An 18,819-nucleotide genomic window follows, 5' to 3' on the forward strand; every position below is an offset into this window, starting at 1 on the left:
GGCCAGTGGGACGCGTGGAGCCAGAGGAACCCGTGGGACCGGTGCGTGGACGTGGGCGCTCAGCGCGCGGCGCCACCGTCCCGCACCGTGATCCCCAAGGCGTCGGCGAGCATCGGCGCAAGCTCCATCAACTGCCCGCTGCCGATGGTGGCGCCGCCCAGCGCGTCAAGACCATCGGCGATCTCCAGCCGAGTGGCCCCCCGCAGATCGACCTTGGCCATCCGCGCCTTGCCGAACCGCACGCTCTCCAGCGCCGACCCCGGAAACGCCACATCCGTCAGCCCCGCGCCGCCGAGGTCGACATCGCGCAGCAGACAGTCCACGAAGGTGACGTTCCGCAGCGTGGCCGTGCGCAGGTTCACCGATTCCAGCTTGCATCGGTGGAAGGTCACCCGGTGCAGCCGCGCGGAGAACATCTCGAGGCCGGCCAGCACACAGCCGCCCAGTTCGCCGTCCAGCCAGTCGGTGTCCGCCAGGTCGGTGCCCACCCATCGCACCCCGTCCAGCCACACCTCATTGAACCGGGCCCCGCGGCCACGGCCCCCGGTGAAGGTCACCGAGGAGAACGCGGACTCGAGGAACCTGGCGTGGTCATATACGGCTCCGTCGAAGGCGTCGCCGCCGTCCAGATGAACGGTGTCGTAGTCGCCTCCTTCCACCAAGTTCCCGTCGAACGGCCGCAGATGGTCCGCGAAGGGCAGATCGGCGAGTTCACGGGGGGACGGCACCATGCGGGGCTCACTTTCCTGGGGGCGGACGGCGTGCGGGGGCGATCCTGCCATCCGGGTCGGACACCACCGCGGGGACCAACTGACACCGGAAGGGATGGCGTACGCCGTGCGGGTCACTCCACGGTGCGCTTACCCAACTATCTCCGGCATTTCTCCGTTAAATCTGATCGTCAGATATCTCGCTCCGCGACCCGACACGGAGGAACCATGCAGATCGTGAAGAAGGCCGCCCTGCTGGCCGCGACCGCCGGCGCCCTTGTGCTGCTGGGCACCGGCACCGCGGCCGCCTACGGCAACGGCGGCAGCTACGACAGGGGCGTCGACACCCCCACCAGCATCGACATCTCCAGCTTCATCTTCCAGAGCAACGAGTGCGACACCGCCAACGGCACTGCCCTCTCCACCGCTGTCGCTGGTCCGACCGGTGAGACGAAGATCGGCAGCACCTGCGTCAACAATATCCGCGGGTAACCTCCGGCGGACCCCGGCGGCCACGATCGCTGAACCAACGCTCCCCTCACCGCTCCGGCGGTGAGGGGAGCGTTCCGCTTTCGAGACCGAATAGTGGGCCAGTCGGGTCACTGTGCGGTGCGCTTACGCGACGTCGTGCCGCTTTTCTCCGTTAAATCTGATCGTCAGATATCTCGCTCCGCGACCCGACACGGAGGAACCATGCAGATCGCGAAGAAGGCCGCCCTGCTGGCCGCGACCGCCGGCACCCTTGTGCTCCTCGGCACCGGCACCGCGGCCGCCGAAGGCTACGGCGGCGGCTCCGACAGAAACACCGGCACCCCCACCAGCATCGACATCTCCAGCTTCATCTTCCAGAAGAACGACTGTGACACCCTCAACGGGGGCGCCTACTCCATCGGCGGGGCCGCCCCGAGCGGTGACGTCACCATCGGCAGCACCTGCCTCAACAACATCGGCGGCTAACCTCCGGCGAAACCCCGACGACCACGATCGCCGAACCAGCGCGTTCCCCTCATCCTCGCAGCGGTGAGGGGAACGCGCTGCTCACCGCCGTACCTGGATCAGCGCATGGGCGCCGCTCGTACGCCAGTGGTCCTCCCGCTCGTCCAACGCGGCCACGGTCCGCTCGTCGAGGCCGACGATGACATCCGACTTCAGGGTGCGCAGCGCGGCCACCGGGCCGGGGAAGTACCCGGTGCGGTCGGCGAAGGAGGTGGTCGGGGGCCACAGCCGGTCGCCGACCAGGCGGCGGTAGTTCAGATCGCCCTTCATGACGGTGAGCGTGGCCTCGGCGAACTCGCTCCGCAGATCGCCGGGCATCTCCTCGTACGGCAGCGGGGCCCGGAAGAAGTCATGCGCCCGCACCGTGAGCCGCCCGTCGCCCATGGCGGCCCACAGCCGTCTGCCGGTCCCGGCCGCGGCGCCCTCCGCCCGCACCAGACGGCGCAGACAGTCCACGACGTCCTCGGTGGTGGCGTCGGAGACGTAGTACGGATAGGGCTTGACCTGCAGCACCACCCGCTCGGCGCGCCCGTGGTGGAGCACATGATCGATGAGGACGAGGTCGGGGAGCAGTTCCCGCCCGGCGTTGTCCGCCACCACGCACAGCGTGGCCGGGGAGCCGGCGGGCAGCTGGGACCACAGCGCCTCGGAGTCGTCCGCGACCAGCGGCGGAGTGTCGGCGCCGCTCGCGTCCGCGGCCGATGCGGAGATGCGGAAGCCCAGGTCCGCGCGGTTGCCCCACAGTGAGCCGTGCACCAGCGCGTCGGCCTGTTCCCCGGCGGGTTCGAGGGTGGCCAGTTCGGCCTCGGCCTCAGGGGTGTGCAGCTCGGCCTGTTTGAAGGGACGGAACGGGTCGATGCCCCGCCAGGGGCCGTCGGCGAAAAAGCCCACAGCCTCCAGGAGCCGGCGGTAGAAGTAGCTCTCCGCCCACAGGAACGGCACATCGAACCAGGACCGGCCAAAGTGCTCCCGGCCCCACTCCGCCCACCGGTCGTGGTCGTACGCGGTGGGCGGGAGCGGGGTGATGGTGCCCTCGGCGGCATTGTCACGCAGCGCGTCGAGGGCACGGTGCTGCTCGGGACCGTACGGAAAGGCGTCGCGCACCTTCTCGATCAGTGCGGGATGGCGTTCGGCAAGCACACTCCGGGCGAACGATCCGGGTTCATCGCTACGGATCACGGGCGCGTCGACGGTGTCGGACATGGCAGTCAGGGTCGCACACCGCACGGTGGCGAGGAGGGGATCACCAGTGCGCGGGGCGGGTGAGGGACGGCGGCAGCCGGGTGGCGGCGTCGCCCTTGGCCGCGGCCAACTGGGCCTGGGTGAGGAAGATCGCGCCCCGGAAGTCGGCCGCGCTCAGGTCGGCGTCGCGGAAGTCGGCCCCGATCAGATCGGCCGCCGTCAGATCGGCGCGGGTGAGATCCGCCGCGATGAGGCAGGCCCCGCGGAGGTTGGCGCCCCGCAGATCGGCTCCGCTCAGGTCGGCGCCGATGAGATCGGCTCCCCTGCGGTTCTTCTTCTTGCCCGGAATCCGGGCCCGTATCAGCTCGCTCGTCCGCAGCAGCAGCTGATTGACGCTGTCGCGGTGGGCCGCCACATCGAGCTCCATCAGCTCGGTGGCGCTCCCGTGGGTGAGGCGCTCCGTCTCCCGCAGCGCCCGGCGCACCGCGCCGTGGACGGGCCGGGCGGCCGGCAGGGTCAGGGCCTCGGTGAGGTACCAGAGCAGCTCATGGAGGTGGCGCATGGTGGGGAGGACGGCGAACATCTCGGAGGCCGTCCCGGGGTGCCGCCGCCAGTCGCGGCCCTCGAAGGTGAGCTGGGAGACCTTCTGCCCGGCGCCGAAGCAGTCGTAGACCGTACAGCCCTTGAAACCCTCTTCCCGCAGCCGGGTGTGGATACCGCAGCGGAAGTCGGACCGGAGGTTACGGCAAGGCTCCCCCGCACCCTTGCCGATGGCGAAGTCCGCGGAGGCGGCGAAGGGCAGGGCGACACAGCACAGCCCGAAGCAGCTGCCGCAGTCGGCACGCAGGGCGGTGCGGTCCGCGGCGGCCGGGCCGGAGGAGGGGGTTTCGGTCGGATGTGACACCGTGCGTGGTCTCCCGCGTGGACAAGAGCACCGCGATGCGGGCGGTGCTCGCTTGCGTTCCATTGTCGCAAGCGGGCTCAGCCGGGAATGATCAGGTCGATTCCATAGGCGGCGATCGCCAGGCAGGCGGCGAAACACACCACCGCCGCGGCCGCCGCCACCGTGTCCGAACGACCGCGGCGCGGTACGCCACCGGCGCGGGTCCAGGCGGCGACGCCGAGGGAGAACATCACGACCACCAGGACGGTGACCCCGAGGCTGACCCCGAAGACCCCGCCGATCGTGCCCCAGGTGGTGCCCATCCGGATCAGCTCCTCAACGAGGGTCGTATCCGGGTCAGACGGTCCGGCCCAGGGTGCGCTCGGCGGGCTCGGTGACGCCGGGCTCGTTCACGTTGTCCGGGTTCACCGGGCGACGGCGCGAGAGGGCGTAGAAGCCCACCGCCGCGGCCACGGCGATGCCCGCCACCAGGGCCACCCCCGCGTTGCCCCGGTCCGCCACCCAGGCCGCGACACCTCCCACGGCCGCCGCCGCGGGCAGGGTCAGCAGCCAGGACACGGCGATCCGCCCCGCGATCCCCCAGCGCACATGGGCCAGCCTGCGGCCGAGCCCGGCCCCCAGGATGCTGCCCGTGCACACCTGGGTGGTGGACAGGGGGAAGCCCAGATGTGACGAGGCCAGGATCACCGCGGTGGCGCTGGTCTCGGCGGCGAACCCCTGCGGGGGCTGGATGTCGGTCAGCCCCTTCCCCATGGTCCGGATGATCCGCCACCCGCCGACATAGGTGCCGAGCGAGATCGCCAGGCCCGCGGCGAGCACCACCCACCACGGGGGCCCGGAGCCGTGGCCGAGCACACCGCCGGCGATGAGGGTGAGCGTGATGACCCCCATCGTCTTCTGCGCGTCGTTGGTGCCGTGGGCGAGGGCCACCAGGGAGGCGGATCCCACCTGGCCCGCGCGGAACCCCTTCCGCGTCGCGGGGGCGGCCGCCCGGTGAGTGATCACATAGGCGAGATAGGTCGCCAGCATGGCCACCGCACAGGCCACTATCGGTGAGGCGACCGCCGGAACCAGGATCTTCTCGATGATCGCGGCGAAGCGCACCGCGGATTCCCCGGCGCCCACCCACACCGCACCGATCAGCCCGCCGAAGAGGGCGTGGGAGGAACTCGACGGCAGCCCGGCGAGCCAAGTGATCAGATTCCACAGGATCGCCCCGATCAGCCCCGCGAAAATCATGACCGGGGAGACCTTGGCGTCGTCGACGATGCCATTGGAGATCGTCTTTGCCACTTCCGTGGAGAGAAACGCCCCGGCCAGATTGAGCACCGCGGCGACGACGACAGCGATCCGGGGCGACAGCGCCCCCGTCGCGATGGACGTGGCCATCGAATTGGCGGTGTCGTGGAAACCGTTGGTGAAGTCGAAGGCCAGTGCCGTGAGGATGACGGCCACCAGGAGGAAGGAGACGGAGTCCATTCCCGACCTCCCGCACCAGGAGTGGTCCGGCACGTCGCCGCGTCGGACCGTCTCGTGAGGACCGCTGTCTGCTGTCCACGCTAAGCGCGGCGTCAGGAGGGCGCCAACGCTGGCGTCCGGCCCAACGACCGGGCCGGGTCGGCGCCATGGACACGCGGTCACCCGGCCGCGCTGCGGCAGCGACCGGCGCGGTGCGCTCCGCCCGCCCCTCCGACCCCCGGCCGGACGGCTCACCGGCAGCTCAGGGAGGCGCGGGCGTTGAGCGTGCGGACGTCGCCTCCCGTGGTGTCGCGGTAGGTGTCGGTGACGCGGGCGAGCTCCTCGGGGGTCCGCGCACCGGCCCGGTTCATGGCCCGGTTCGCCCGGACGACGGCCGCCGTCGCCTCGCGGCGCTCGGTCTCGTAGCGGGCCAGCGCGGTCGGCACATCGCCGGTTCGCGCGAGTTCGCGGGCGAGGACGCGGGCGTCCACGACGGCCTGGGACGCGCCGTTGGCCCCCACCGGATACATCGGATGCGCGGCGTCGCCGAGCAGGGTCACCCGGCCGCTCCCCCACCACGGCAGTGGCTCGCGGTCGACCATCGGGTATTCGAGAATCTCGCCGCAGTTCACCAGCAGACCGGGCACATCGAGCCAGCCGAGCCGCCAGTGGTCGAAGTACGGCAGCACATCGGCGAGCCGGCCCACCCGGTTCCAGGCCGCGTCCCCGGTGAGCGGCCCGGGCTCGGACACCCGCACCTGGCCGACCCAATTCACCCGGCCGCCGCCGATCGGATACGCGACCAGCTCGGCGTCCCCGTCGCGCACGATCACCATTGAGCGTCCGGTGAGGAACGGCTCGGCTCGCGTCGTGCCCCGCCACATCCGGATGCCCGACCACAGCAGCGGACCGTCCTGCGGGTGGAGCGCCGCGCGGACCGCGGAGTGCAGCCCGTCGGCGCCGATCAGCGCCCGCGCCGCACTCTCCTCGACCGTCCCCGTCGCCCGGTCGAGGATGCGTACGCGCACGCCGCCCCGCTTCCCCGGCCCCGTTCTTTCCGCGGAGTCGTCGAATCCCACGACCCGCGCCCCGGTGCGGACCGCCTCCGCGCCCAGGCGCTCGCGGACCGCCGCGAGGAGCAGCCGCTGCAGCTCCCCGCGGTGGACCGAGTACTGCGGCCAGCGGTAGCCCTGGGCCACGCCCCGCGGTTCGGTGAAGACCCGGCGGCCCGAACGGTCGGCGTACACGTTCTCGGCGGTGGCCACGCCGATGGCGGCGAGTTCGTCGCCGAGGCCGAGTTCGATGAGCTCGCGCACGGCGTGCGGCAGCAGATTGATCCCGACGCCGAGTGGCCGGATCTCCCGGGCGCTCTCGACGACCGCCGTCCCGACACCGGCCGCGTGGAGGCTCAGGGCGGCGGCCAGCCCGCCGATCCCGGCCCCGGCGATGAGCACACTCATCACTCGGCTCCGGCCTCGGCGCGGATCTCGGGGCGGTCCATGATGCGCAGCCAGGTGCCGTCCGGCTGACGGCGGGCCACCTGCACCCGGCCGCCGGTGCGGTCGGCGGGGCGGGTCGAGGTGAGGGCCAGATCGCCGTAGCGGACGGTCGGCAGCGCCTCCTCCACCCGGAAGGGGCGCGGGGCGTGCGCCAGCATCCGCTCGCAGACGGCGCGGATCGCCTCCCGGCCGACGGTCGTGGCACCCGGCGGGTAGGCGAGCACCGCGTCGGGCTCGTAGAGCTCGGCCAGCCCCTCGGCGTCACCGGCGTTGGCGCGCTCCACGAACAGCCGGGCCAGATCCTCGGGTGTGGTGGCGCGGGCACGGGTCTCGGTCATGATCGACTCCCTTCGACTGCCTCTCGACCGCCTTGTGGCTGTCTTTCGGCTGTCTCCAACCCTCCGGCGGGCGCGATCAGAAGTCCAAGAGATGGTGAGTCTGGTTGCTAGAATCATAGGTTATGGAGCTACGGCAGCTTGAATACTTCGTGGCGGTGGCCGAGGAGCGGAACTTCACCCGGGCCGCCGAGAAGGTGCATGTGGCCCAGCCCGGGGTCAGCGCACAGATCCGCCGGCTGGAGCGCGAGCTGGGCGAGCAGCTGCTGGACCGCTCGGGCCGCTCGGTGCGGCTGACCGAGGCGGGCGCGGCGGTGCTCCCCTACGCACGGGCCGCGCTCGCGGCGGTGGAGGGCGCCCGGCTCGCGGTCGACGAGCTGACCGGACTGCTGCGCGGCCATGTCGCGGTCGGGACGGTCACCTCGCACGGCGTGGATCTGCCGGGGCTGCTGGCGGAGTTCCACGACGCCCACCCGGCGGTGGAGATCACCCTCACCGAGGCCACCTCGGATGAGCTGCTGGAGGGCCTGCGCACGGGACGGCTCGACGCGGCGATCGTCAGCGTGGGCGCCACGACCCCCGCCGGTGTCGAACTGGAAGTGATCACGGACCAGCCGATCGTGGCCGCGGTCAGCCCCGGCCATGAACTCGCCGTGCACTCGGCCATCTCGCTGGACACCCTGCGGGGCCGTGCGCTGATCAGCCTGCCGCGCGGCACCGGGCTGCGCACCCGGATCGACGAGGCGTGCGCGGCCGCCGGTTTCACTCCGCATATCGCCTTCGAGGCCAGCGATCCGGAGGTGCTGGCGCAGCTCGCCGAGCGGGGGCTGGGCGCGGCGATCCTGCCCGGCGCGTTCGCCGAGGCGCGGTCGGACCGGCTGCGGCCGATCCGCATCGACCGGCCGGCCCTGCGCGGGCGGCTGGCCTTCGCCTGGCGGGCGGACGGTCCGAACGGCCCGGCAGGCCGGGCGCTGGTCGAGCGCGCCCGCACCGCCCTGGCGGGCCGAGCGTCCACCGCGTCGGCCACCTCGGCCCCGTCCGCCACCTCGGCCCCTGACCGCGCCGCCGGGTAAGGAGCCGTCTCCCCGCACACGCATGGCAGGCCCCATTGACAGCCCACCAGGGCAGATTCCAGAATTGCCGCATGATCAGGCACCGGTTCGACTCGACGGGACACCTTCGCGCCCCGGACCGGACCGGGTGTGAGCGCTCGGGCCTCTAATCGGGACTCTCCGCATCCCGCGGCCAACGCCCCCGCGCCCCCGAGGCCACGCCGGTCATTCCTCTGACGATCGCCGGTCATTCCCCTGCCGATCCGGACATCGTGACGACTGACGATCCGGACATCGCGACGATCCGGACGACGTTCCCCCGGTCCCCCTCGGCACGGGGGCATCTCCCCCGCCTGCCCCTGACCGTCGTCACGTATGAGGAGACGCCATGACCGTCGTCGACACCACACCAGCGACCCTGCGCGAGGCTCCCATCCCGCCGGACGGGATGTACGAGGGCCCGCGCATCCTGCGGCGCGTGCCCGAGGAGTGGGAGGAGCGTCCGTACGAGCGGTTCGAGCTCGCGCCCCTCGGACGCGTCATCGGGGCCGAGATCCGCGGTCTGGACCTGTCCCGGCCGTTGGACCCCGCACTGCGCGAGGAGCTGAACCGGGCCCTGCTGGAGTGGAAGGTGCTCTTCTTCCGCGGCCAGCACCTCACTCCGGCGCGGCAGCGCGGATTCGCCCGCCACTGGGGCGAGTTGGAGACCAATCCCCTGCTGGCCGCCGGTACCAGCGAGGATGTCGTCCGCTTCGACAAGGGTTCCGGCGCCACGCCGACCTTCGAGAACATCTGGCACACCGACGTCACCTTCCGCACCCGGCCCGCGCTCGGCGCCGTGCTGCAGTTGCGCGAGGTGCCGCCGGTGGGCGGGGACACCCTGTGGGCGGACATGGCGGCGGCGTACGACAACCTCCCGGCGGAGGTGAAGGACCGCATCGACGGCGCCACCGCCGTCCACGACTTCATCCCCGGCTTCTCCCGCTTCTACGGGCCCGAGCGGCTGGCCCCGTTCCAGGAGATGTTCCCGCCGGTGGAGCACCCGGTCGTGCGCACCCATCCCGAGACCGGCCGGCGGATGCTGTTCGTCAACACCTCCTTCACCACCCGGATCACCGGGATGGAGCGAGCGGAGAGCGACCGGCTGCTGAGCTTCCTGTGCCGGCAGGCGCATGTCCCGGAGTACCAGGTGCGTTTCCACTGGCAGCCGGGCGACATCGCATTCTGGGACAACCGCGCCACGCAGCACTACGCGGTCAACGACTACGCCCCGCATCGCAGGGTCGCCGAACGCGTCGCCATCGAGGGCGACCAGCCGTTCTGACCCTGGCCGACGCGACCGGCCGTGCTGAGCACGGCCGGTCCACGATGGCCCCCGGGGCGGCGATTTTCGGTCATCCGCGCAATCCGTACCCGGCGCGGACTCGCTCCGGCGGATGAAACGATGCGCGGCAGGGGCCACATCGGAGGTATAACCGTTGCGGAATGGTCAGTTGGCGAGCCGAGGGAAGGCGACGGGTGCGATACCGGGTCCTGGGGGCGCTTGAGCTGCGCGACGGCGACGGGTGGACTTCCCTGGGGCCGGCCAAGTGGCGGACACTGCTCGCGGTGCTGCTGTGCCACGCCAACCAGACCGTCTCCACCGAGCGGCTCCTGGACGAGCTCTGGGGCGAGGACCGGGCGCCCCAGAGCGCCACCAAGCTGCTGCAGACCTATGTCTCCCGGCTCCGCCAGACCCTGGGCGACGAGGCCGGGCAGACCCTGATCACCGAGAAGCAGGGCTACAAGGCTCAGGGCTACCGACTGGCCGTGGAGGCCGCCGAGTTCGACGCCCACCGGTTCGAGCAGCTGGTCGAGGAGGGGCGGCGGAGCCTCGACCGGGAGGCGCCCGGGACCGCGGCGGAGCGGCTGCGCGAGGCGCTGGCGATGTGGCGCGGCGCCCCGTTCGCCGATGTGCCCCCGACCCCCGCTGTGGCGACGGAGGCCACTCGGCTCGAGGAGTGCCGGCTGCAGGCCGTGGACGCCCGGATCGACGCGGACCTGCGATGCGGGCGGCATACGGCCGTCCTGGGCGAGCTGGAGGCGCTGACCGCCGGGCATCCGTTCCGTGAGGAGCTGCGCGGCCGGCTCATGCTGGCCCTGTACCGGTCCGGCCGGCAGGCCGACGCCCTGGCCGCCTACCGCGATCTGCACCGGCTGCTGGGCGAGGAACTCGGGGTCGAGCCGACCCCGCCGCTGCGCGGCCTCCACGAGCGGATCCTCAACGCCGACGCCTCCCTGATGGCGCCGCCCGCCCCGGAGGCGGACCGCCCCGCGCCCGCCGCTCCCCGTAAGGCCCCCCGTGGCCCCCGCCAACTGCCGCCCGCCAGTCCCACGTTCACCGGGCGCCATGGCGAGGTCGCGGTGCTCCAGGCGCTGATGGACGCGGCCAAGGACCCCGAGCCGGGCGAGAGCGGGCGGTCCGTGATGCTCGCGGCCATCGACGGCACCGGCGGGGTCGGCAAGTCGACCTTGGCCATTCACGCCGCGCACCAGCTCGCCGACCGCTTCCCCGACGGCCAGCTCTATGTGGATCTGTACGGGGCGACCGCCGGGCAGTCGGCGCTGGATCCCGGCGAGGTGCTCGGCCGGTTCCTGCGCGCCCTCGGCGTGGACGGCTCGAGCGTGCCGGGCGACACCGACGAGGCGTCCGCGCAGTTCCGTTCGCTGGCGGCGGGCCGGCGGCTGCTGGTGATCCTCGACAACGCCGCGAGTGTGGACCAGGTGCGGCCGCTGATCCCCGCTGGGCCGGGCTGCGCCGCGCTGGTCACCAGCCGCGAGATGCTGACCACCCTGGAGGGCGCCACCCATCTGCATCTGGATGTGCTCCCCCAGGACCAGGCGGTGGCACTGCTGGAGCGGGTCGTCGGCGCGGAGCGGGTGCGGGCCGAGCCCGCGGAGGCGGCGGAGATCACCCGGTTGTGCGGCGGGCTGCCGCTGGCACTGCGGATCGCCGGTGCCCGGCTGGCCGCCCGCCCCGCGTGGCCGCTGCGCACCCTCGTGGCCAAGCTGACCGACGCCCGCGGCCGGCTGGACGAGCTGCGGTTCGGCGATCTGGCCGTCCGTATCAGCTTCCAGGTGAGCTACGAGGCGTTCCGGCTCGGCCGGCGCTCCGACGACCTGGACGCGGTCCGCGCCTTCCGACTGCTCAGCGTGGTGCACGGGCACGATGTGAGCCTGCCGGTGGCCGCCGCGCTGCTGGGCCTGCCCGCCGACCGTACCGAGAACGCGCTGGAGCGGCTGGTCGACGCCCAGCTCCTGGAGAGCCGGGACTCCGTCCGCTACCACATGCACGATCTGCTGCGGCTGTTCGCGTCGGAGCAGGCGGAGCAGGAGGAGCCCGAGGCGGAGCGCTCGGCGGCGCTGGAGCGGGCGCTGTCCTGCTATGCGGCCACCGCCCAGCAGGCGGTCACCCTGCTCGACCCGCTCCGCCCCTGGCCCCGGCATCCCGGCGAGGGGCCGGCGGTCCCGCTGACCGGCCAGGACGAGGCCGAGAGCTGGCTGAAGACCGAGCTCCCCAATCTGCTGGCCGCCGTCGCCCACGCGGCCGAGCCCACCCAGCCGGAGGCGATCGCCCGTCTCGGGCTGCGGCTGGCGCGGGCGCTCCAGTGGTTCCTCTTCCCCCGGGCCCACGCCCAGGATCTGCAGACGGTCAACGAGCTGGCCATCGGGACCGCCCGCCGCCTGGGCGACCCGGAGAGCGAGGCATGGGCGCTGGACGGCCTCTCCGCCGCGTACTGGCTGCAGCACAGCTATGACGAGGTGCGGGTCGCGCTGGAGTCGGCGCTGGAGATCTGGCGCGAACTGGGTCACCGGGAGGGCGAGTTGCGCTCCGCCTGTAATCTCGCGGACGCGCTGTGCGAACTGGGCCTGTTCGAGGAGGCCATCACGGTGCAGGAGCGACAGCTGACCGTCGCCCGGGAGGCCGGGGATCTGCCGGCCGAGGTGATCGGCCTGGGCAATCTCGGCCGCGCCCACCGGGGCATGGGCCGTCCCGAGGACGCCCTGACCTGCTTCAAGGAGAGCCTGGAGTACGCCCGCCGCACGGGCAACATCCACCATGAGGGCTTCGCCCTCTACGAGATCGGGATCACGTATATGGAACAGGGCAGGTTCGTCGAGGGCCGGTCCCATATGGACCAGGCCCTGCCCGTGTGGCAGCGCCCCGGTACCTACGAGAGCTGGCGCGGGCACACCTGGAGCGGGCTCTTCCCCGCCTGTATGACCCTGCAGATCGGCCCCGGTCCGCGCTGAACCCGGATCGCGCCGAAAAGATCGGCCCCGGCCCGCGCTGAGGCGGGGTCCGGGGCGGGCGCCGGCACCGGGGGTACGGCGACGTACACTGCGGGTGCGGGGTTACGGCTTGCGGGCCACCCCGCCGTAGGCCCACACCCGGCTCGGGTCGGACTCGGCGCCGATGCCCGGGCGCCAGGAGGGCAGTTGCACCAGGCCGGGGGCGAGCAGGTCGAGGCCGGTGAAGAATTCCATGATCCCGGCACGGTCGCGGGCGACCAGGCTGACGGGGTTGCCGAAGCTGATGATCTCCCATTCCCGGTCGGTGTCGAGGGTGAAGTCACCGGTGGCGTGGGAGAGGACCAGACAGCTGCCCGGCGCGGCCCAGTCCATGAGCCGGCGGACGATGCCGACGGGGTCCTCCAGGTCCTCGATGTAGTCGAGGACGAGCGTCAGCAGGATGGCGACCGGCTGCGCGGGGTCGAGCAGCCGCCGCAGCTCCTCATGGCCCAGAAGGTCGTCGGGCGAGCGGACATCGGCCCTGACCATGGTGGTGCCGGAGACGGACAGACGGGCCTGGCCGTGGCTGGCCACGATGGGGTCGTGGTCGGCGTAGACCACACGGGCCCGGGGATTCACGCCCTGGGCGATCTCGTGCACATTCGGGTTCGCCGGCAATCCCGCGCCGATATCGAGGAATTGGCTGATTCCACTGGCGGCGAGATGACGGACGGCGCGGTGCAGGAATCTCCGATTGGAGAGCGCGGTATCGCGGACTTCGGGTGCGACTCCGAGAAATCGCTGAGCCTGCTCGTAATCGGCGAGGTAATTGTCCTTGCCGCCGACCAGATAGTTGTAGACCCTGGCCGGATTCGCCTCGCTGACCGCGAGACGGCCGTGGTCGGCCGGCCGCCACGCCTTTGTCCTGAGGAGCCCTATCCCGGGTCCGCTGCTCTTCATCGTGATTCCTTACCCATAGCACTGCCTCGCCTCACCGCGGACGGTCCCGGATCACTGCGGATGCGGAGCCGCACCCGGACGCCAGGTGACCGTCTTGCTGGGCCCCGGTTCGGCCCAGGCGACCGGATCCCGCGCCCATAGGTGGAAGGGCAGCCCGACATCGGCGGACACCCGGCTGAGCTGCCCCCAGGAGTACGCCCCGGAATGGGTCGCGGTGGCCTGGAGTGCCGCTTCCAGACAGGTGCGAGCGGTGTGCTCGGCGTGGCAGGTGCCGCTCGGGCCGGACCCCTCCACCCCGCCGCAGAGCTGGAAGGTGCTCCAGGCGTAGAGGGGTTCGTCCTCGGTGCGAGGCTGATGCTGCTGGTCGACGTTCACAGGCCCTCTCCAGACACGTCCCTACCGGGCGGCTGTAGCGATGCGCCCAGCATGCGAGAGGGCGGACCAGCGGCGGTATACCGGCGGTAAAGTGACGGCCGCGGCGGCTCGACCGGGTCCGCCCCGGTCGAGATCCCCGCCGCGGCCGTACCGCGTTCCGGCATGGGAAAGGCCCTGGTCACACGCGATGTGGCAGCAAGGCGTCAGCCCAGGGCCGCCCGGTCACCCGGCGAGCCAGGCCAGGACCTCCCGGTTGATCCGCTCGGGCGCCTCCAGGTGGAGGAAGTGCCCGGTGTCCTCGACCAGTTCCATGCGCGAGCCCGCCGGGAGGTGGTCCTCGGCCCCCTTGACGACATCGGCACCGATGCAGCCGTCGTCGGTGCCGTGCAGATAGAGGATGGGGGTCTCCCCGGTGGCCGTGACGGCCTCCTGCTCGGCCGCGTACGCCGCCACATGGCGCGACGGGTCGAACAGGGCCCGGTAGTAGCCGATCGCGGCGGCGAGATGGGCCGGGTCCCGCAGGCTCTCCTTGACGTGCGCGATGTCCTCGGCGGCGTCCTGGTAGCCGGGCGACCAGTCGCGCCACAGGCCGTCGATCAGGGCCATGTCGTGCGCCGCCGCACCGGCCTCGGCCAGCGGCGTCTGGAAGAGGAAGATGTAGAAGGAGCGCTTGAACTGGCCGTAGTCATAGTTGAAGAAGTCGGCCAGCACCCCGCCCAGCGGGGGCACCGACATCGTGACCGCGCGCCGCCAGCGCTCGGGGGCGCTGCCGGTGGCGCCGTACGTCGCGATGGCGCCCCAGTCGTGGCCGATGAGCACGGCGTCACCGTCCCCGCCGAACGCCTCGTGGAGCGCGTTGGCGTCGGCGGCGATCGCACCCGCCTGGTAGGCGCCGTCGGCCGGTATGCCGGAGGGTGCGTAGCCCCTCAGAAAGGGCGCGACGGCGTGGTAGCCCGCGCCCGCGAGCGCGGGAAGCAGATGACGCCAGGAGTGCGCGGTGTCCGGGAAGCCGTGCAAGCAGAGCGCCAATGGGGCGTCGGCCGGGCCCGCTTCGAAATACCCGAAATCAAGTCCATTTGCGTTGATGTTCTTCAGCTCTGTCACGCCCGAGGATGCTAATGCACCGTCAGGATGTCGTCCATGTATGGCCGGAACGGGCTGCGCGCCGGGCCGGAGAAGTGGCAGACTGCGCTACACCGTCCGGAAATTCGATGACGCACCTGAAGTGTTTTCGCCGGCCGAGCCCCAGGGAGGCCCGATGACCAGCCCGAGCAGCCCCGTCGCGGACCACCGCGATGCCATGATGCATCGCGGATTCCTCTATCGCGACGAGGACGAAGTCGTCGACGTCTGCGTCCCCTTCCTCCGCGAGGGCCTGGAGGCGGACGACGCCGTGGCCGTCGTCGCCGCCTCCTCCAACATCGACACGCTGCGGGACGCGCTCGGGCAGGACGCCAAGGCGGTGCAGTTCGAGGAGGCGCTCAGCTGGTACCAGCACCCGGTCAAGACCATCGCCGCCTACGATTCCTTCGTGAAGGCCGAGAAGCCGCGCCGGGTCCGGGTGATCGCCGAACCGGTGTGGCAGGGCCGCACCCCGCTCGAGGTGGTGGAGTGGGCGCGCTACGAGTCGATCGTCAACGCGGCCTTCGCCCACTCCGGCGCCCGCGCGATCTGCTGTTACGACCGGCGCCTGCTGCACCCCGAGATCCTCGCGTACGCGCGCCAGACCCACCCCGAGATCATCGACGGCCATGGGCCGGAGCGCAGCGATGCCTACAGCGGCCCCGGCCCGTTCAGCGCCACCTGCGACCGGCGTCCCCTGCCGCCCGCCCCGCGCATAGCCGAGTCGGTGTCGATCGTCTCGACCGATCTGGACGCCGTGCGCACCTTCGTCGCCGAGCGGGCGAGCCGGCACGGCATGGGCCATGACGCGCTGCGCAACATGGTCGCGGCCGTGAGCGAGGTGTCCACGACCGCGATCCGGCACGGCGAGGCCCCGGCGCGGCTGAGCACCTGGGTCCATGACGGCGATCTGGTCTGCGAGATCTCCGGGCCCGGCCACTGGTACCCGGACGCGCTGTGGGGCTTCACCCCGCCGGCCGACGCCGAGCCCGGATTCGGGCTGTGGGGCGTGCGCATGCTGTGCGATGTCGTACAGATGCAGGCCGACGCGGACGGCACTCTCATCCGGCTGCGCACCCGCATCTGACGTCGCGTCGCCCGCGGAGGCGCGCGGACGGCCCGCGGGACGGATGGGAAGCCCGCCTTCCCGGCTCCCCACCCGCCGCCCGCTACCACCTCCGCGCCCGTCCCCGTCCCCCGTCCCCCGCGCGACGGCGCCTGACCTGGCAGGCGCCTGCGGCCCCTCCGGTGCCGGATGCGCGCGGGGCGGTGCGGAGCGACACTGGCGGGGAGTGCAACAGCGGTGATGCGGAGTGTGCGTATGGATGGGCTGCCATCCGTCTGGGAGAGCACGCGATGAACACGCCCCACAGGCGTCGGGGCGCCCGAGGCACCCCCAGGGTGCGGGACCTCCCCACCCGCATCGACGCCACGGGCAGCCGGCGTGAGACGGACGCGCTGGGCACCGTGGAGGTCCCCGCCGACCGCTACTGGGGCGCCCGGACCCAGCGTGCCCTGGTCCACTTCGCGATCGGCGACGACCGAATGCCCAAGGCGGTCTACCACGCCTATGGCTACGTCAAGAAGGCCGCCGCGCTGGTCAACGGCCGGGAGGGGCGGCTGGCGGGGTGGCAGGCCGACCTGATCGCGCATGTGGCCGACGAGGTGATCTCCGGTGCGCTGGACGACCACTTCCCGCTGTATGTGTGGCAGGCCGGCTCCGGCGCCCAGACCAACATGAACGTCAACGAGGTCATCAGCAATCGCGCGATCCAGCTGGTCGGCGGCGTCCTCGGCAGCAAGGACCCGGTGCACCCCGACGACCACGTCAACCTGGGCCAGTCCTCCAACGACACCTTCCCCACGGCCATGCACATCGCCGCCGTGCGCATCCTGCACGACCCCCTGCTGCCGCAGGTCAGCCTGCTCCAGGAGGCCATCGCCGCCAAGTCCCGCGCCTGGTACGACGTCGTCAAGACCGGCCGCACCCATCTTCAGGACGCGGTCCCCCTCTCGGTGGGACAGGAGTGGTCCGGCTACGCCGCCCAGCTCTCCGACGCGCTGGAGCGGTTGCGCGCCACCCTGCCGGATCTGTATCAGGTCGCCATCGGCGGCACCGCGGTCGGCACCGGGCTGGGCGCCCCCGAGGGGTTCGGACCGGCCGTGGCCCGGGAGATCGCCGGGGCCACCGGCCATCCGTTCAAGGTGGCGTCCAACTCCTTCGCGGCCCAGAGCGGTGTGGACACCATGGTGGCCGCCTCCGCCGGGCTGCGGGGCCTCGCCGTCCCCCTGATGAAGATCGCCGACGATCTCCGCTGGCTCGCCTCCGGCCCTCGCGGCGGGATCGGGGAGCTCACCCTGCCCGCCAACGAGCCCGGCAGCTCCCTCATGCCCGGCAAGGTCAACCCGACCCAGTGCGAGGCCATGATGATGGTGTGCACCCAGGTGCTCTCCGACGACAGCGCCGTCGCACACGCCGGCACCCGGGGCAACTTCCAGCTCAACGCGGCGCGGCCGCTGGTCATCAGCGGCTTCCTGCACTCCGCCCGCATCCTCGCCGACGCCTGCGAGAAGCTGCGCGAGTACTGCGTCGAGGGCATCGAGCTGAACCGCGAGCGGATCGACGAGCATCTCGCCCGCTCGCTGACGCTGGTCACCGCGCTGTCCCCGGAGATCGGCCACGACAAGGCCGGCGAGATCGCCCACAAGGCCGCCGCCGAGGGGACGACCCTGCGCGAGGCGGCCATCGCCAGCGGCCACATCAGCGCCGAGGACTTCGACCGCATCGTGGACCCCCGGAAGATGGCCCGCCTGCGCGACGGCTGACCTCATCGGCGTATCCCGTGCTCGGCCAGCGGCCCCACCTCCAGACCCGCGGCCCGGCACTCCGCCACCACCACGGGCAGCGCGGCCAGCGTGGCGCGCCAGCAGCCCGTGGCCGCGGCGCGGTCGGTGTCGTGCAGCAGGACGGTGGCACCGCCGCACAGATCGCGCCGTACGGCGGCGAACACCGACCGCGCGGTGGCATCCGCGGACCAGTCCCGCCCCCAGGCCGACCAGAGGACGGGGGTCAGCCCGGCCCGTGCCGCCGCCAGCCAGCGGCCGCCGGTGAGGATGCCGTACGGCGGCCGGTACCACAGCGGTACCTCACCGGTGGCCAGCCGTACCGCGCGGGCGGCACGGTCGACCTCCGTGACGTCCCGGGACACCGTGGGCAGCCAGGGGCGGCTGTGGGTCCAGCCGTGGACGGCCAGCTCATGGCCCCGGCGGACGATCTCCAGCGTGGTGTGCGGGAAACGCGTCACCCCGTCCCCCAGGACGAAGAAGGTGGCCCGGACGCCCAGCTCGTCCAGCACCCGGAGAAAGCGCGGTGTGGTGCGCGGATCGGGTCCGTCGTCGAAGGTGAGGGCCACATGGTCGGACCGTCCGCGGCCCGCCAGGGCGGGGAAGAGGGCGCGGCGGGGTCCGGGCAGCCAGGTGCCGGCCGGGGCGATATGCGCGGCCGCCGCCAGCAGCGCCGCGTTGCGCACCAGGACACCGGAGCGGTGGCGTGCGCTCATGGTGCGCCCTCACCGCCGTCCGGGTTCCTCGGCTGTCCGGAGAGCGGTGTCCCGGGCTGCCGTGGCGGTTCGGGGACGGCCTGGTCCCAGCCGCCGCACATGGCGGGCGAGCGGGTCAGCCCCACGATGCCGGCCGCCATCAGCAGGATGCCGGCCACCTCGGGCACGATGCGCAGCCCCAGCTCGACGCGCTCGCCGAACAGCACCCAGCCCAGCGCGATGCTGACCAGGGCATCGCCGAGGGTGAGCGCGGGCTGCGAGGCGGCCAGGGTGCCCGCGCGCAGGGTGCTCTGCAGCAGCAGGAAGCTCAGCAGCCCGACGGCGCACACCGCGTACAGCGGCCAGTCGGTGAACACCGCCACCACTCCACCGGAGAACCGCCCGGTCAACTCCT

19 protein-coding genes are annotated in these 18,819 nt (G+C 72.1%); 7 read left to right on the forward strand and 12 right to left on the reverse strand.

Annotated features, from left to right (window positions below):
• Nucleotides 1-59: 59 nt before the first annotated feature.
• Nucleotides 60-731 carry a pentapeptide repeat-containing protein gene (locus AS97_RS02575; RefSeq protein WP_210564262.1) on the reverse strand — a complete coding sequence of 224 codons (672 nt, stop codon included), beginning with the start codon at nt 729-731 and terminating at the stop codon, nt 60-62.
• 207 nt (nt 732-938) lie between these two features.
• Between AS97_RS02575 and AS97_RS02580 the strand changes: the two genes are divergently transcribed.
• The gene (locus AS97_RS02580) at nt 939-1,202 is read left to right on the forward strand and encodes a hypothetical protein (RefSeq protein ID WP_210564263.1); all 264 of its coding nucleotides are present in this window, start codon (nt 939-941) and stop codon (nt 1,200-1,202) included.
• A 201-nt stretch (nt 1,203-1,403) separates the two neighbouring features.
• Nucleotides 1,404-1,667: a hypothetical protein gene (locus AS97_RS02585; RefSeq protein WP_086708040.1), complete on the forward strand. Its 264-nt coding sequence runs from the start codon at nt 1,404-1,406 to the stop codon at nt 1,665-1,667.
• Between the two features lie 81 nt (nt 1,668-1,748).
• Here the strand turns inward: AS97_RS02585 and AS97_RS02590 are convergent, their stop codons facing one another.
• From AS97_RS02590 to AS97_RS02615, 6 genes are all read right to left on the reverse strand, one after another.
• Complete coding sequence (locus tag AS97_RS02590; RefSeq protein WP_210564264.1) at nt 1,749-2,909, reverse strand: damage-control phosphatase ARMT1 family protein; 1,161 nt, start codon at nt 2,907-2,909, stop codon at nt 1,749-1,751.
• A 40-nt stretch (nt 2,910-2,949) separates the two neighbouring features.
• Nucleotides 2,950-3,792 carry a pentapeptide repeat-containing protein gene (locus tag AS97_RS02595; RefSeq protein WP_210564265.1) on the reverse strand — a complete coding sequence of 281 codons (843 nt, stop codon included), beginning with the start codon at nt 3,790-3,792 and terminating at the stop codon, nt 2,950-2,952.
• A gap of 77 nt (nt 3,793-3,869) precedes the next feature.
• On the reverse strand, nt 3,870-4,094 hold the full coding sequence (locus tag AS97_RS02600) for a hypothetical protein (RefSeq protein WP_059148233.1): 225 nt from the start codon (nt 4,092-4,094) through the stop codon (nt 3,870-3,872).
• Nucleotides 4,095-4,128: 34 nt separating this feature from the next.
• Entirely contained in the window at nt 4,129-5,271 is a 1,143-nt protein-coding gene (locus tag AS97_RS02605; protein WP_210564266.1) for an inorganic phosphate transporter, read from the reverse strand.
• A gap of 230 nt (nt 5,272-5,501) precedes the next feature.
• Complete coding sequence (locus AS97_RS02610; protein ID WP_210564267.1) at nt 5,502-6,710, reverse strand: FAD-dependent monooxygenase; 1,209 nt, start codon at nt 6,708-6,710, stop codon at nt 5,502-5,504.
• Nucleotides 6,710-7,087, reverse strand: a complete 378-nt coding sequence (locus tag AS97_RS02615; protein WP_086708031.1) for a nuclear transport factor 2 family protein — start codon at nt 7,085-7,087, stop codon at nt 6,710-6,712. The genes AS97_RS02610 and AS97_RS02615 overlap by 1 nt, the downstream gene beginning before the upstream one ends.
• 122 nt (nt 7,088-7,209) lie before the next feature.
• Here AS97_RS02615 and AS97_RS02620 point away from each other — a divergent pair, with 122 nt between their 5' ends.
• From AS97_RS02620 to AS97_RS02630, 3 genes are all read left to right on the forward strand, one after another.
• The gene (locus AS97_RS02620) at nt 7,210-8,157 is read left to right on the forward strand and encodes a LysR substrate-binding domain-containing protein (protein ID WP_236669785.1); all 948 of its coding nucleotides are present in this window, start codon (nt 7,210-7,212) and stop codon (nt 8,155-8,157) included.
• A 367-nt stretch (nt 8,158-8,524) separates the two neighbouring features.
• Nucleotides 8,525-9,460 (forward strand): TauD/TfdA family dioxygenase, encoded by a 936-nt coding sequence (locus AS97_RS02625; protein WP_210564268.1) that lies wholly within the window; start codon nt 8,525-8,527, stop codon nt 9,458-9,460.
• A 194-nt stretch (nt 9,461-9,654) separates the two neighbouring features.
• Entirely contained in the window at nt 9,655-12,429 is a 2,775-nt protein-coding gene (locus AS97_RS02630; RefSeq protein ID WP_059148237.1) for an AfsR/SARP family transcriptional regulator, read from the forward strand.
• Between the two features lie 102 nt (nt 12,430-12,531).
• Here AS97_RS02630 and AS97_RS02635 read toward each other — a convergent pair whose 3' ends face one another.
• From AS97_RS02635 to AS97_RS02645, 3 genes are all read right to left on the reverse strand, one after another.
• Entirely contained in the window at nt 12,532-13,368 is an 837-nt protein-coding gene (locus AS97_RS02635; protein ID WP_059148238.1) for an SAM-dependent methyltransferase, read from the reverse strand.
• Nucleotides 13,369-13,419: 51 nt separating this feature from the next.
• Nucleotides 13,420-13,743, reverse strand: a complete 324-nt coding sequence (locus AS97_RS02640) for a hypothetical protein (RefSeq protein WP_059148239.1) — start codon at nt 13,741-13,743, stop codon at nt 13,420-13,422.
• Between the two features lie 222 nt (nt 13,744-13,965).
• Nucleotides 13,966-14,847 carry an alpha/beta hydrolase gene (locus AS97_RS02645; RefSeq protein ID WP_210564269.1) on the reverse strand — a complete coding sequence of 294 codons (882 nt, stop codon included), beginning with the start codon at nt 14,845-14,847 and terminating at the stop codon, nt 13,966-13,968.
• Nucleotides 14,848-15,001: 154 nt separating this feature from the next.
• Between AS97_RS02645 and AS97_RS02650 the strand changes: the two genes are divergently transcribed.
• Nucleotides 15,002-15,952: a sensor histidine kinase gene (locus AS97_RS02650; RefSeq protein ID WP_086705670.1), complete on the forward strand. Its 951-nt coding sequence runs from the start codon at nt 15,002-15,004 to the stop codon at nt 15,950-15,952.
• Nucleotides 15,953-16,221: 269 nt separating this feature from the next.
• Nucleotides 16,222-17,691, forward strand: a complete 1,470-nt coding sequence (locus tag AS97_RS02655; protein ID WP_210564270.1) for a class II fumarate hydratase — start codon at nt 16,222-16,224, stop codon at nt 17,689-17,691.
• 2 nt (nt 17,692-17,693) lie between these two features.
• Here AS97_RS02655 and AS97_RS02660 read toward each other — a convergent pair whose 3' ends face one another.
• A complete protein-coding gene (locus AS97_RS02660) occupies nt 17,694-18,425 on the reverse strand; it encodes a polysaccharide deacetylase family protein (protein WP_210564271.1) in 732 nt (243 codons plus the stop codon).
• On the reverse strand, nt 18,422-18,814 hold the full coding sequence (locus tag AS97_RS48890; protein ID WP_349017578.1) for a hypothetical protein: 393 nt from the start codon (nt 18,812-18,814) through the stop codon (nt 18,422-18,424). The genes AS97_RS02660 and AS97_RS48890 overlap by 4 nt, the downstream gene beginning before the upstream one ends.
• Nucleotides 18,815-18,819 lie beyond the last annotated feature (5 nt).

Source organism: Streptomyces sp. AgN23 (genome assembly GCF_001598115.1).
GTDB lineage: Bacteria > Actinomycetota > Actinomycetes > Streptomycetales > Streptomycetaceae > Streptomyces > Streptomyces antimycoticus.

What these genes read in the sequence shown, in the direction of transcription:
- AS97_RS02585 (WP_086708040.1), top strand. Translation starts at nt 1,404, where the DNA reads ATGCAGATCGCGAAGAAGGCCGCCCTGCTGGCCGCGACCGCCGGCACC.
- AS97_RS02635 (WP_059148238.1), bottom strand. Translation starts at nt 13,368, where the DNA reads ATGAAGAGCAGCGGACCCGGGATAGGGCTCCTCAGGACAAAGGCGTGG.
- AS97_RS02660 (WP_210564271.1), bottom strand. Translation starts at nt 18,425, where the DNA reads ATGAGCGCACGCCACCGCTCCGGTGTCCTGGTGCGCAACGCGGCGCTG.
- AS97_RS02650 (WP_086705670.1), top strand. Translation starts at nt 15,002, where the DNA reads ATGACCAGCCCGAGCAGCCCCGTCGCGGACCACCGCGATGCCATGATG.
- AS97_RS02590 (WP_210564264.1), bottom strand. Translation starts at nt 2,909, where the DNA reads ATGTCCGACACCGTCGACGCGCCCGTGATCCGTAGCGATGAACCCGGA.
- AS97_RS02575 (WP_210564262.1), bottom strand. Translation starts at nt 731, where the DNA reads ATGGTGCCGTCCCCCCGTGAACTCGCCGATCTGCCCTTCGCGGACCAT.
- AS97_RS02610 (WP_210564267.1), bottom strand. Translation starts at nt 6,710, where the DNA reads ATGAGTGTGCTCATCGCCGGGGCCGGGATCGGCGGGCTGGCCGCCGCC.
- AS97_RS02625 (WP_210564268.1), top strand. Translation starts at nt 8,525, where the DNA reads ATGACCGTCGTCGACACCACACCAGCGACCCTGCGCGAGGCTCCCATC.
- AS97_RS02600 (WP_059148233.1), bottom strand. Translation starts at nt 4,094, where the DNA reads ATGGGCACCACCTGGGGCACGATCGGCGGGGTCTTCGGGGTCAGCCTC.
- AS97_RS02605 (WP_210564266.1), bottom strand. Translation starts at nt 5,271, where the DNA reads ATGGACTCCGTCTCCTTCCTCCTGGTGGCCGTCATCCTCACGGCACTG.
- AS97_RS02615 (WP_086708031.1), bottom strand. Translation starts at nt 7,087, where the DNA reads ATGACCGAGACCCGTGCCCGCGCCACCACACCCGAGGATCTGGCCCGG.
- AS97_RS02655 (WP_210564270.1), top strand. Translation starts at nt 16,222, where the DNA reads ATGAACACGCCCCACAGGCGTCGGGGCGCCCGAGGCACCCCCAGGGTG.
- AS97_RS02580 (WP_210564263.1), top strand. Translation starts at nt 939, where the DNA reads ATGCAGATCGTGAAGAAGGCCGCCCTGCTGGCCGCGACCGCCGGCGCC.
- AS97_RS02620 (WP_236669785.1), top strand. Translation starts at nt 7,210, where the DNA reads ATGGAGCTACGGCAGCTTGAATACTTCGTGGCGGTGGCCGAGGAGCGG.